The organism is Maribacter litopenaei, assembly GCF_025244665.1.
GTDB classification, from domain to species: Bacteria; Bacteroidota; Bacteroidia; order Flavobacteriales; family Flavobacteriaceae; genus Maribacter; species Maribacter litopenaei.
This window is the reverse complement of record NZ_CP104205.1, coordinates 1,464,317-1,476,272: the sequence shown is the minus strand read 5'-3', so window position 1 is coordinate 1,476,272 and position 11,956 is coordinate 1,464,317. Positions and strand designations below refer to the sequence as shown.

General features: G+C 37.6%; 12 protein-coding genes, 1 tRNA gene and 3 pseudogenes. 10 read left to right on the top strand and 6 right to left on the bottom strand.

The annotated features are described in order from the left end of the window. Positions 1 to 194 precede the first annotated feature (194 nt). A tRNA-Ser gene (locus NYZ99_RS07845) sits at positions 195 to 279 on the bottom strand. A gap of 130 nt (positions 280 to 409) precedes the next feature. Between NYZ99_RS07845 and NYZ99_RS21625 the strand changes: the two genes are divergently transcribed. From NYZ99_RS21625 to NYZ99_RS07820, 8 genes and pseudogenes are all read left to right on the top strand, one after another. Then, positions 410 to 718 carry a glycosyltransferase family 2 protein gene (locus NYZ99_RS21625; protein ID WP_338039389.1) on the top strand — a complete coding sequence of 103 codons (309 nt, stop codon included), beginning with the start codon at positions 410 to 412 and terminating at the stop codon, positions 716 to 718. After that, complete coding sequence (locus tag NYZ99_RS21620) at positions 676 to 1,020, top strand: glycosyltransferase family protein (RefSeq protein WP_338039388.1); 345 nt, start codon at positions 676 to 678, stop codon at positions 1,018 to 1,020. The genes NYZ99_RS21625 and NYZ99_RS21620 overlap by 43 nt, the downstream gene beginning before the upstream one ends. Next, positions 920 to 1,417 carry a hypothetical protein gene (locus NYZ99_RS21615; protein WP_338039493.1) on the top strand — a complete coding sequence of 166 codons (498 nt, stop codon included), beginning with the start codon at positions 920 to 922 and terminating at the stop codon, positions 1,415 to 1,417. Before NYZ99_RS21620 ends, NYZ99_RS21615 begins: the two co-directional genes overlap by 101 nt. A 124-nt stretch (positions 1,418 to 1,541) precedes the next feature. Continuing rightward, the gene (locus NYZ99_RS22860) at positions 1,542 to 1,739 is read left to right on the top strand and encodes a BatA domain-containing protein (protein WP_420845199.1); all 198 of its coding nucleotides are present in this window, start codon (positions 1,542 to 1,544) and stop codon (positions 1,737 to 1,739) included. Continuing rightward, positions 1,684 to 3,426: a hypothetical protein gene (locus tag NYZ99_RS07835; RefSeq protein WP_260574750.1), complete on the top strand. Its 1,743-nt coding sequence runs from the start codon at positions 1,684 to 1,686 to the stop codon at positions 3,424 to 3,426. The genes NYZ99_RS22860 and NYZ99_RS07835 overlap by 56 nt, the downstream gene beginning before the upstream one ends. A 7-nt stretch (positions 3,427 to 3,433) precedes the next feature. Further along, complete coding sequence (locus tag NYZ99_RS07830; RefSeq protein ID WP_260574748.1) at positions 3,434 to 4,693, top strand: dihydroorotase; 1,260 nt, start codon at positions 3,434 to 3,436, stop codon at positions 4,691 to 4,693. A gap of 5 nt (positions 4,694 to 4,698) precedes the next feature. Further along, positions 4,699 to 5,025, top strand: coding sequence for a hypothetical protein (locus NYZ99_RS07825; protein WP_260574747.1), 327 nt, complete (start codon positions 4,699 to 4,701; stop codon positions 5,023 to 5,025). A gap of 3 nt (positions 5,026 to 5,028) precedes the next feature. Then, positions 5,029 to 5,688 (top strand): annotated as a pseudogene (locus NYZ99_RS07820) (alpha/beta hydrolase). Here NYZ99_RS07820 and NYZ99_RS07815 read toward each other — a convergent pair. Next, positions 5,660 to 6,178 carry a hydrolase gene (locus NYZ99_RS07815; RefSeq protein WP_260574746.1) on the bottom strand — a complete coding sequence of 173 codons (519 nt, stop codon included), beginning with the start codon at positions 6,176 to 6,178 and terminating at the stop codon, positions 5,660 to 5,662. The pseudogene NYZ99_RS07820 and the gene NYZ99_RS07815 sit on opposite strands and share 29 nt — an antisense overlap. Positions 6,179 to 6,181: 3 nt before the next feature. Continuing rightward, positions 6,182 to 6,957, bottom strand: a pseudogene (locus tag NYZ99_RS07810) (MBL fold metallo-hydrolase). 167 nt (positions 6,958 to 7,124) lie between these two features. Here NYZ99_RS07810 and NYZ99_RS07805 point away from each other — a divergent pair. After that, positions 7,125 to 8,604: pseudogene (locus NYZ99_RS07805) on the top strand (TonB-dependent receptor). Between the two features lie 21 nt (positions 8,605 to 8,625). On the opposite strand, the gene bcp reads toward NYZ99_RS07805, so the two are convergent. After that, the gene (gene bcp, locus NYZ99_RS07800) at positions 8,626 to 9,078 is read right to left on the bottom strand and encodes a thioredoxin-dependent thiol peroxidase (protein WP_260574745.1); all 453 of its coding nucleotides are present in this window, start codon (positions 9,076 to 9,078) and stop codon (positions 8,626 to 8,628) included. Between the two features lie 52 nt (positions 9,079 to 9,130). Between bcp and NYZ99_RS07795 the strand changes: the two genes are divergently transcribed. After that, on the top strand, positions 9,131 to 9,793 hold the full coding sequence (locus NYZ99_RS07795; protein WP_260574744.1) for an endonuclease III domain-containing protein: 663 nt from the start codon (positions 9,131 to 9,133) through the stop codon (positions 9,791 to 9,793). Positions 9,794 to 10,019: 226 nt separating this feature from the next. On the opposite strand, the gene NYZ99_RS07790 is transcribed toward NYZ99_RS07795, so the two are convergent. After that, positions 10,020 to 10,601 carry an RNA polymerase sigma factor gene (locus NYZ99_RS07790; protein ID WP_260574743.1) on the bottom strand — a complete coding sequence of 194 codons (582 nt, stop codon included), beginning with the start codon at positions 10,599 to 10,601 and terminating at the stop codon, positions 10,020 to 10,022. Positions 10,602 to 11,146: 545 nt separating this feature from the next. Next, entirely contained in the window at positions 11,147 to 11,728 is a 582-nt protein-coding gene (locus tag NYZ99_RS07785) for a sigma-70 family RNA polymerase sigma factor (protein ID WP_260574742.1), read from the bottom strand. Positions 11,729 to 11,956: the final 228 nt, after the last annotated feature.

Genomic DNA, 11,956 nt, shown 5'->3' with positions numbered 1-11,956 from the left:
CTAGGTCTTAAACCCATTTTTAAAAAAAACTTATGTTTTATTTAACACGCGTTAGTACCCATTGTTATTGAATACATAATTTGAAATGGTAAAATTTAGGAAATAATCAAATTCTGGTTATGGCAGAACTAATAGTTAGAAACTAAAATGTCGGATAAAAATAAAAAAACCCGTAACAAATGTTACGGGTTTTGCGGAGGAAGAGGGATTCGAACCCCCGGAGGTGTGACCCTCAACAGTTTTCAAGACTGCCGCATTCGACCACTCTGCCATTCCTCCTAAGCGGGTGCAAATATAGAAAGGATTTTATTTCTTTTAAAAACTTTTCTGCTATTATTCTCATCTTTTCATTTAATCCATTGGTTGCCCTTTGACTATTGGATACAAACATTTTCCTAAATTGCTTCCTATGTTAGACCCACTGGTGAGCATTATCATTCCTTTTAAGAACACCGAGCCTTATCTCAGAGAATGCCTAAACTCCGTTGTAACCCAAACCTATCCACATTGGGAAGTCATAATGGTCGACGACCATTCCGGAGATAATAGCCTTAAAATTGTACAAGAATTTGCCGATGGATACCCTCGCATCAAGGTATATAAAAATAAGGGTGCTGGAGTTATTCCGGCCCTCCAAACTGCTTATGTACATAGTAATGGAACCTTTATCTCCGAATGGATTCGGACGACATCATGGCTCCAAACCGTCTTCAGGTGATGACGGATTCTTTACTACAACATGGAAAGGGAAACATAGCTGTAGGACAGGTTCAATATTTTTCTCATCGAGGAATTAGTAATGGGTATGAACGTTATGAAAAATGGTTAAATGGTTTAACCAAGTTGGGGACTAATTTTAACGAAATTTACAAAGAGTGCGTTATCCCCTCCCCTTGTTGGATGGTCTACCGCGCAGATTTTGAGGCTTGCGATGGTTTTAATCCCCATAGGTATCCGAGAGGATTACGACCTTACCTTCCGCTTTTACGAAAAAAAATTACGCATTATACCATGCGATAAGACCCTACTCCATTGGAGAGACTATGATAACAGAACGTCCCGCACTAGTGAGCATTACGCCCAAAATTATTTTTTGGACATTAAACTTCATTATTTTTTAAAGTTAGACTATGACCCGAAAAGATCCTTGGTTATCCGGGGCGCGGGTTTTAAAGGAAAAAAAATAGCCAAGTCCTTAAAAAATAAAAATATCGCATTCTCATGGATTTGCGATAACCCAAAAAAAATTGGAAAGGAAATCTATGGTAAGACCCTGCAGCCGTTTCAAGAATTGGATACTATTGAAAACTCCCAAAGTATCGTAACCGTGGCCAATGAGAGGGCGCAAAAGGAAATTAAAAACTATTTTAAAAAAAGACATTTGCAACCCATGACCGACTATTTCTTTTTCTGCTGATTTTTCCCTACAAATTTCTAATGGAAGAATAAAAAACCTCATCCACTCCTAAGAACAAAATACCTATCTTTGACCAATCACGATAAGGAATGCAGTTTAAATATCCGAACTTCTTTGGGCCCTTTTGCTACTCGCGATTCCAATAATTATTCATCTTTTCCAGCTTCGCCGTTTTAAAAAAACTCCCTTTACCAATGTAAAACTGCTAAAAAGGGTAGTTTCAGAATCCGAGAAAGAGCAGTGTTTTAAAAAAATGGCTTATCCTTTTGGCAAGATTGGGCATTTTTGCGGGCTTGATCTTTGCATTCGCCCAGCCATTTAGTGCGAACGAGAATGCCTTAAAAAGTCAAGAAACGGTCATTTATTTGGACAATTCCTTTAGCATGCAAGCTAAATTGGACAATGGTACCCAATTACAAAATATGGTTCAGGAAATTATTAGGAACGTTCCTAAGAACAATTCCTTCACTTTGATGACCAATGATAAGACGTTTGAAGATGTGGAAATTGAGGACATTCAAAATGAGCTGATCGACCTCTCACCCAGTACCAACCAATTAACGTTGGATCAGGTACTTTTAAGAAGTGCTACTATGTTTGCCAACGACAAAGAAAGCATTAAAAGAACCGTACTTATTTCAGACTTCCAGGAAATACTGGGACCTTTGCCAATAATAGGTCAGGATTCTGAAATATATTTTATAAAACAAGAGCCACAAGACTTAACGAACGTTTCTATCGATTCCGTTTATATCTCCGATTCAGACAACGAGGTAATTGAATTGACCACTTTATTATCTTCAAGTGTTAACATTGAAACGCACGCCGTTTCCCTATACAATGGAGATCGGTTGATAGCAAAGACCTCTGCAGCGTTTAATGATGGAACAACCGCCGATGTCACTTTTTCGGTTCCTGCAAACGAACCCATTGACGGTAGGTTGGTCATTGCAGATATGGGACTTCCTTATGATAACGAATTCTATTTTAACGTAGAAAGCCCTAAAAAGATAAAAGTGCTAGCCATTTCTGATATTGATACTGGCTTTTTGAGAAGAATATACGACCCTGAAGAATTTGATTTTACCGCTACACCATTGAGCCAGGTCAATTATAGTGGTATAGAAGACTTCAACCTAATGGTTTTAAACGAATTGGAAGCTATTCCTGGGGGATTGGAAAACACGATACACTCTTTTGTTAGGAATGGAGGGTCATTTGTAGTAATACCGGCTCCAAATAGTGACCTTGTTTCTTACAACAGGTTTGCCTCTCCCTATTTCAACACAAAATATGGCCAGTACATATTGCAGGAGGCAGCTATTTCCAACATTTCCTTTGAGCATCCTTTATATAGAAATGTCTTCAATAATCGCGTAACAAATTTTCAATATCCTGGTGTAAATAGTTATTATAATCTAAATTCCGCGAGTCAAAAAGCACTTACTTTTCAAAACGGGAATCCATTTCTTGTTGGCAATGAGAATTCCTATTTCTTTTCATCTGCCCTGAACCAAGAAAATTCGAACTTTAAGAATTCACCCCTTATTGTACCGACATTTTATAACATGGCCCGCAATAGTTTAAAATTGCCAAAGTTGTATCAAACCCTGGGAATCTATGAAGAATTGGAAATACCTGTCTCCTTATCCAAAGACCATATTTTAAAGATCTCAAAGGATGACTACGAATTTATTCCTGCACAAATTTCACAACCTAAGAAAGTTCAATTGACATTTGACGAAAACCCTACCGAAGATGGTATTTTTCAGATAATCAATGGAGAAGAAACTTTGGGGAAAATTAGCTTTAATTATGACCGAAAGGAAAGCGACCTTAGGTTTATGGATTTAAGCCAAGTAGAAAACGACAAGGTTTTTGCCTCCATTTCGGACTTTTTCGAGGATGTCCAAAAAAAGAATAGCGTCAACGAATTTTGGAAATGGTTTGCTATTTTAGCACTGGTTTTTGTGCTATTGGAATCCATCCTTCAAAGGTTCTTAAAATAATTCTTACATGAACATACTTCTAAAATCGGCAAAGATTGTAAATGGGGCAACCAAGGAAATTCATCTTAAGAAGAGAGATATTTTAATTAAGAACGGCATTATAGAAAAAATTAGCACATCTATAGATGCACCGCCGAAGACAAAAATCATTGAAAACAAGAATCTACATGTTTCCTTGGGTTGGATAGATACCGGAGTAAGTTTTGGCGAACCTGGTTATGAGGAAAGGGAAACTATTGAAAATGGTCTTCGGACATCAGCAAGAAGTGGGTTTACGGATGTTATTTTAAATCCGAATAGTCTTCCGCTTCCCGATAGCAGTTCAGATATCGTTTTCTTGAAAAATGCCGGCAAAGGCGAGGTTACCAATCTACATCCACTAGGAAACCTGACAGTTGGCGGCAAGGGCGAAACATTGGCTGAACTTTATGACATGAGAAATGCTGGAGCGGTAGGATTCTACGATTTTAAACAAGCCGTTGCCAACGCCAATCTGCTAAAAATCGCTCTACAATACGCACAAAACTTCAACGGTATGATTCTTTCTTTTCCATTGGACCATCAAATCGCTGGAAAAGGAATCGTAAACGAGGGAGTTACAAGCACAAAGCTGGGACTAAAAGGAATACCGTCCATGGCCGAAGAACTTCAGGTATCAAGGGATCTTTTTATTTTGGAATACACCGGTGGCAAACTGCACATTCCTACAGTAAGTACGGCTGATTCTGTAAAACTTATAGCAGCCGCCAAGAAAAAGGGCCTTAATGTAACCTGCAGTGTAGCGATTCATAATATATTTAAGACGGACGAGGTATTGGAGGATTTTGAGACTAATTTCAAGGTATTGCCACCTTTAAGAACTTCCAAGGATGCAAAGGAACTAATTAAGGGGGTTAAAAATGGGATCATAGACTTTGTGACTTCAGACCATACACCCTTAAATATTGAACTTAAAAAAGTGGAATTTGACCACGCTGAATATGGTACCATTGGTCTCGAAAGTAGTTTCGGGGCATTGAACCAACTTTTTTCAACGGAGGAAACCATAGATATGCTAACCCGTGGAAGGAAAACCTTTGGTATTGAAGTTCCTGAAATGAAAGAGGGTGTCAAAGCTAATTTGACATTTTTCGACCCAACTGTCGAATATACCTTTACCGAAGCCCATATCACCAGTAGCTCTAAAAACAGCCTATTTCTGAACCATATGTTAAAGGGGAAAGTGTTGGGCACTATTGCTAATGACCAAGTGTACTTAAACGACTAAATAGTATGGCCGAAAAAACAATAGAGGGAAAAAATACGGCAATTATTGCTTATTTGACCTTGGTGGGAGCCATTATAGCCATTACCATGAATGCGGAACCCAAACATGATTATGCCCGCTTTCATACACGCCAAGCTTTTGGTATTCATCTTCTATTTCATGCCTTTGCCCTGTTTTCCAGTGTTTGGTACAACCAATATGGCCTTTACGGACTTTACATCTGTTATCCGGCACTTTGGTTCTATGGTTTTTTAGGCGCACTAAATAACAAGAAACAACTTGTACCTTTACTGGGAACCCATTTTCAAAAATGGTTTACATTTATTCAATAAGACATGACCACTGCTCCCCTATCCTTAGAACATATCATTAGACCTTCCTCAATTAGACAGGGTAAAGCTCCGGTGCTATTTATGTTACATGGCTACGGAAGCAATGAGGAGGACCTTTATTCATTTGCCGATGAATTGCCCCACGAGTATTGTATTATTTCGGTAAGGGCGCCATATACACTGCAACCTTTTGGTTATGCATGGTATGCCATTCATTTTGATAATGAACAAGGGAAATGGAGTGATGATCAGCAAGCCATTGAATCCCGAGATAAAATTGTCTCCTTTATAGAAGAGGCCTGTAACACCTATCAACTTGACCAGTAAAGATGTTACGTTACTTGGTTTTAGCCAAGGTACTATTCTCAGTTATGCGGTTGCACTCTCCTACCCTGAAAAAATTAAAAGGGTCGTAGCCCTTAGCGGTTATATCAATGAAAGAATTCTAAAGAAAGGTTATGCCAATAACAATTTTGATTCATTGAAAATCTATGCCTCTCACGGACAGGTAGACCAAGTAATCCCCATGGAATGGGCACAAAAAGCCCCAAAAATCCTGGATAAATTAGGTGTTAGTAATATTTTTGAAGAGTTCCCCGTTGGGCATGGGGTAGCACCCCGAATTTTTACTCGTTTAAAAAGTGGTTGATAGCCAACCGTTAGTTACTTCGGTATATAAAAGATGGTCCATTAGTGTAAAGTCAACACCCAAATCATCCTTTAGTTCATAACGGATCAAAATTTCCCCCCAATATTTACCATCAGAAAAATCGGCCAAAATCCATTTATGGTTGAGTATCTTAATTTTATTTATCTTAAAGTCGTTCTCCATGCCCTCATAAGGCACCAGTGGATTATCTCCCTTGGACTCATTCGTTTCCAATAATTTGTCTGAAATGTACCTGGTTGGGTTTTCAAGCTCCAAATGGTCATAGTAGGCCAAGGCATCATCATTGTTCTCCAAAGAAAAATACTGCATTTCCAAAGCTCTTAATTCCGATTGCTGTAGGGAATCCTTCAAAGCATCGACCTTGTTCTCCAAACTTTGAATTCTACTGTTGCTAGCAGTGGACATTTTACTTCCACTTACGGCCAGGTATAAACATATCAAAGCAGTAAAAATAAATAGGTATAGATAGATGTTCTTTTTCATGTGTTATAATGATATGCTAAGATTATCATGGGCCAAATGTACATTTTCCGGAAGACTCTTTTCAACTTCGGCATGAAATCCCAGCAGATGGCTGATATGGGTAAAATAGGCCCTTTGCGGTTTTACTCTTTCAACAAAGGTCAGTGCCTCTTCTAAATTAAAATGGGAATGATGGGGCTCTATGCGCAAGGCATTCACTACCAATACCTTAGTGCCCACAATTTTTTCGAATTCCTCCTCCTCAACTGATTTAACATCAGTCAAATAGGTAAAGCCTCCAATGCGATATCCAAAAACCTTTAGCCGATTATGCATTACCTGAATTGGGGTTACCAACCGGTCACCTATTTCAAAATTTTTATCTTTTTCTACATAATTGATCGCTACGGACGGAGCGCCTGGGTACCGATCTTTTTCCTGAAATATATAATCAAAACGTCTTTTCAATGATTTTACCACCCTTTTATGGGCATAAATGGGAATGTCGCCCTGCCTGAAAAAAAAGGTCGAATGTCATCTATACCAGCTGTATGATCTGAATGTTCATGTGTAAATAGAATCCCATCCAACCTATTTACCTGATTTGTTAACATTTGTTGCCTAAAATCCGGACCGCAGTCAATTACAAAATTATAGGCTCCCCAGGAAAGAAGTACGGAAACCCTAAGCCTTTTATCCCTAGAATCCTCACTTAAACAGACGGGATGTGAACTACCAATAATTGGTATTCCTTGCGATGTACCCGTTCCAAGAAAAGTAATCCTTAAGCCTTCTTCCATAGACCTCAAATTTACTCCTTATTTAAGAAAAGAAAGGCCCATATGTAAATTAGGTTAATTCCAATTGAATCTTTAAAGAGTAATTAATATCACAATCGGGAATTTTTTAATTCTATTGGCTATTAGGTTGCCCTTTCTTTATAACTTTGTTGAAATAAACTACTAGAATGGCCTCAGTTTTAAAGAGAGAAAGTGTTTTCGAGAATATCCCATCGATCAAAGCCAAAACTTTACGAATAAACCTGAATCCCGATATATATGGCACTTTTGCCGAGATTGGAGCCGGACAGGAGACAGCCGAGACATTTCTTTCGGTCTCGGTGGTGCATCAGGAACGATAGCGAAGGCCATGAGCGCCTATGACAAGGATTTTAGTGATGCAATCTATGGTGTAGAATCGGACGGACGTTATGTAAGTCAGGCACGATTAAAAACCATGCTCAAGTATGAGATGCAACTCATGGAAGAAAGAATCAGTCGTGAGGCCCACCCCAATAGGGTTTTCTTTTCCTATGCCAATACCGTTGCGACCATAGATTTTTCAAAACGTTACAAAGGACATGGCTGGGTTGGTATCCGGTATCAACTTGACCCTACCCGTAAGGAATACGATGAAATAGTATTGCACGTTCGATTTAAGCAGAACGAAGCCAGGCTTCAGCAAGAGACGCTTGGCATTTTAGGTGTTAACCTTATTTATGGTGCCTTCTATAAGTACCATAAGCCAAAGAAAATGTTGAAATATCTATATGACCATATAGATAAGGATACCTTGGAAATAGATATGATCAATTTTTCCGCCCTAATTTTAAGGAGGTAGATAATAGGCTTATGAGCCTTCAATTGATCAGAAACGATATGACCGACGCCGTAATGTTCGATCTGGATGGTAACAACCTATTGCCAGCGGCCGTTCTTTACAAGAAAAACATTTTAGCACTCAGGGGAAGTTTTAGGCCGGTTACCAAGGTCAACATGGATATGTTCCATAAATCCTATGACATTTTTGTCCGAGACCCCCAAGTGGATCAGGAAAACAGCATTGTCATTTTTGAAATTACATTATCCAACCTAAAGGCTTCCGGAGAAATTGATGAAGAAGACTTTATGGACAGGGCAGAGTTATTATGCTCTTTAGGACACTGTGTAATGATTTCCAAGTTTCAGGAATACTATAAATTGGTAGAATATTTTAATAATTATACCAAGAACAGAATCGGACTTACCATGGGGGTTAACAACCTTGTGGATATTTTTGATGAGAAATACTATCGCCACTTAAGTGGGGGCATATTGGAAGCCTTTGGTAAATTGTTCTTCAAGGATCTTCAAGTATACCTCTATCCTATGAAAAATCCGGATACTGGCCAAGTAATGACCAGTAACAATGTAAAAGTTCATCCAAGAATGAAGGAGCTTTACAAGTTCTTCAAATACAATGGTAAGGTCATGGACATTATTGACTATGAGCCCGAAATCATGGATATTTTCTCCAGGGATGTATTGAGAAAAATCATGAACGGTGAAGATGGTTGGGAAGAAATGCTACCGGAAGGAATTGCAGAAATAATAAAGGAAAAAAACCTATTCAACAAAAAAGGACTATCGAAACCTGAAGAAATTGAAAAGGAAATAGAAAAAAAATAACCCCCTATTAGGGGGCATATTTTAATCTAACAATTGGGAGGCGTGATCTTTAGTCTTTACTTTATCTATAACCTTGGAAACTTTGCCTTCTTCGTTTATAACAAAAGTTTTTCTGTGTATTCCATCGTATTCCCTGCCCATAAATTTCTTCGGATCCCAAACGCCAAAAATATTTAAGACGGTATGGTCTTCATCTGCAAGTAAGGGAAATGGAAATTCATATTTGTTTTTAAAATTCGACTGCTTTTTTTGTGAATCCGCGCTTACCCCTAGCAACTCATAACCAGCATCTTGCAATGATTTGTAGTTATCCCTTAAGTTACATGCTTCCGCAGTACAACCAGGAGTGTTTGCCTTTGGATAGAAAAAAACAATCAACTTCTTTCCGCTATAATCAGATAAATTAATAGTATTGCCATCTTGATCCTTGGCAGAAAATTCGGGAACTTTATCCCCCTCTTTTAGTGTTTTCATAGTCAATTATCTTATATTTTGTTCAATATTATTTTTATAAAATTAAACAAAAATGACGAAGGCGGAAAAAGTATCATTTGCAATTTCCAAATTACGGGAACTCTACCCAACAATTCCGGTTCCCCTGGAACATAAAGACCCGTACACCCTTTTGATAGCGGTATTGATGTCCGCACAAAGTACGGATGTAAGGGTCAACCAAATAACCCCTCTTCTCTTTGAACGGGCTGATAATCCTTTTGAAATGGTAAAAATGAGTGTGGAGGAAATCAGGGAAATCATTAAACCTGTTGGGTTATCGCCTATGAAATCCAAAGGGATACATGGACTTTCAAAAATCTTGATTGAAAAATATAATGGTGAAGTTCCCAAGGATATTCATCTTTTAGAAGAGTTACCCGCAGTTGGCCATAAAACTGCAAGTGTAGTGGTTTCCCAAGCATTTGGTATGCCTGCCTTTCCTGTGGATACACATATCCATAGGTTGATGTACCGCTGGGGATTTTCTAACGGAAAGAATGTAGCCCAAACTGAAAAAGATGCTAAGAGGTTATTCCCCAAAGAGTTATGGAACGACCTCCACTTGCAAATCATTTGGTATGGTAGGGACTATTCGCCTGCAAGAGGTTGGGATTTGGAAAAGGATATAATTACCAAAACCATTGGAAGGAAATCTGTAATTGACGAATATTTAAGTAAAAAAAAGACCCGCTAAGCGGGTCAATATTTTAGTTTAAAAAAGTTTCGAACTCCAAGTCCTTATACTTGACATCGTATAATGCCTTTGAAAAACTCAACAAAAAATTGATTGTCTTGGGGCAAACCTTTTTAAACTCGGTTCTTTCCTGATAATTAGAGTAAATTTTTTCCATATTTCCATTGTTGTTACATTAAATTAACGTAACTCAAAAGGAAATATTGTTTATCTTATTTAAAGAAGACTAATTCGTAAGGACAATATTGTGTTTTTCAATAATCTTTCTAAGATTGATCAGCGCATATCGCATTCTTCCAAGAGCTGTATTGATGCTCACTCCTGTATTTTCTGAAATTTCCTTGAAGCTCATATCTTTGTAGATACGCATTACAAGAACTTCTTTTTGATCATCAGGTAATTCTTCAATTAATTCCCTTAAATCAGTATCGATCTGATCTTTTATCAATTGCTTTTCAGCATTTAACTTGTCATCCCCAATTACAGAAAAGATATTAAAATCCTCGTTCCCCTCGAACATGGGCATTCTTTTGTTTTTTCTAAAGTGGTCTATAATAAGGTTATGAGCTATACGCATCACCCAAGGCAAAAACTTACCTTCTTCACTGTAGGTGCCCTTTTTTAAAGTCTTAATAACCTTAATAAAGGTATCCTGAAAAATATCCTCCGTGATATCCCTATCTAAAACTTTTGAATAAATAAAGCTTGTAATACGTTGATTATGTCTATGGATAAGGATCTCCAAGGCTTTTTCATCGCCGCTGATATAATCTCTTACTAGTTCTGAATCTTCAATCTGTAATTCCATATTAGTTACTTTCATTAGGTGACAGGGTGGGGATCCTGATTTTGGTTATTAATTAATTGTAATTAGTCGTTCAATTGTGATATAAAACTAGATAAATCACCCCCTGTAGGAAAAAGTATGTTGTAAAAACGCCTTTTTTTGATGTGAAAACATGAAAACCTATTTTCTATGCAATAAATGCACATTTTATAAGTTGCCTGTGCCCATTAAAAAAAGGCTGGAATAAAATGAAGATGGCGCAAACTTCAATTACCGTTAGGCTAATCGATAAAAAACAAAACCCCGGGAAAAAATTCCCCGGGGTCTAAATTCTATAATTGAAAATGTTTTAGTTCAAGTTACTTTCAAATTGGATGCCTTTTGCTTCCGTAATCTTGAGTGACTTTGAGTAGTCCAACAAAAATTTAATGGTTTCCGGTTTTGCGGATACTTCTTTTGCTTTATTAATCTTGGTTGAGTAAATTTTTTCCATATTCTTCCGTATTTGTTTCACTTAAGAAACGTCAACGGGTTCAATATAGTAGATCCACTCGACCTGTTACCAATTAATTCGTTAAAACTATACTATTGGCCTCTACCAGTTTTCTAAGATTGATCAATGCATAGCGCATTCTACCTAAGGCGGTGTTGATACTTACACCAGTATTTTCTGAAATTTCCTTAAAGCTCATATCCTTGTATAGACGCATCTGTAGTACCTCTTGTTGATCTTCCGGTAGCTCCTTGATCATACGTACCAAATCGGTATCGATTTGTTGCTTTATCAGTTGCTTTTCGGCATTCAGTTTTTCATCCCCCATTAAAGAAAAGATATTAAAGGAATCCGAACCATCACACATGGGCATTCTATTGCTTTTTCTAAAATGGTCTATAATGAGATTGTGGGCAATACGCATTACCCATGGTAAAAATTTACCCTCTTCATTATACGCTCCACGTTTTAACGTACGTATTACTTTCATGAAAGTATCCTGAAAAATATCTTCGGTTAATTCCCAGTCCCCTACTTTGGAATAGATGAAACCGGTCAAGCGTGCATTGTGACGGTTGATAAGAACCTCGATGGCCCTTTCATTACCGTTCATATAGTCCTTAACTAGTTGGGAGTCTTCAAGTGCCTGTATCATAAGCCTTACTTTTGTGGGTTAAAATTTGAATCCGAACGCCTTTCCAGCGCTTGGATTTTTAATTCTTTTCTAACTGCAAAAGTAATTTTAGGCTATAGGCTCTTCATTTTTATTAAGTTTCAAATATATAAAAAAATAAATACTCCAAAAAAAATGTGAAAAAATACAGCCATAATTTAGAATTGTCCCAATTAAATTTTTAGCTGAATACCATATTGTATCTTTGCA

Excerpts from the sequence above, each read along its gene's own strand:
- NYZ99_RS21625 (WP_338039389.1), top strand. The coding sequence starts at position 410 with ATGTTAGACCCACTGGTGAGCATTATCATTCCTTTTAAGAACACCGAG.
- NYZ99_RS21620 (WP_338039388.1), top strand. The coding sequence starts at position 676 with ATGGATTCGGACGACATCATGGCTCCAAACCGTCTTCAGGTGATGACG.
- NYZ99_RS07830 (WP_260574748.1), top strand. The coding sequence starts at position 3,434 with ATGAACATACTTCTAAAATCGGCAAAGATTGTAAATGGGGCAACCAAG.
- NYZ99_RS07825 (WP_260574747.1), top strand. The coding sequence starts at position 4,699 with ATGGCCGAAAAAACAATAGAGGGAAAAAATACGGCAATTATTGCTTAT.
- NYZ99_RS07815 (WP_260574746.1), bottom strand. The coding sequence starts at position 6,178 with ATGAAAAAGAACATCTATCTATACCTATTTATTTTTACTGCTTTGATA.
- bcp (WP_260574745.1), bottom strand. The coding sequence starts at position 9,078 with ATGAAAACACTAAAAGAGGGGGATAAAGTTCCCGAATTTTCTGCCAAG.
- NYZ99_RS07795 (WP_260574744.1), top strand. The coding sequence starts at position 9,131 with ATGACGAAGGCGGAAAAAGTATCATTTGCAATTTCCAAATTACGGGAA.
- NYZ99_RS07790 (WP_260574743.1), bottom strand. The coding sequence starts at position 10,601 with ATGGAATTACAGATTGAAGATTCAGAACTAGTAAGAGATTATATCAGC.
- NYZ99_RS07785 (WP_260574742.1), bottom strand. The coding sequence starts at position 11,728 with ATGATACAGGCACTTGAAGACTCCCAACTAGTTAAGGACTATATGAAC.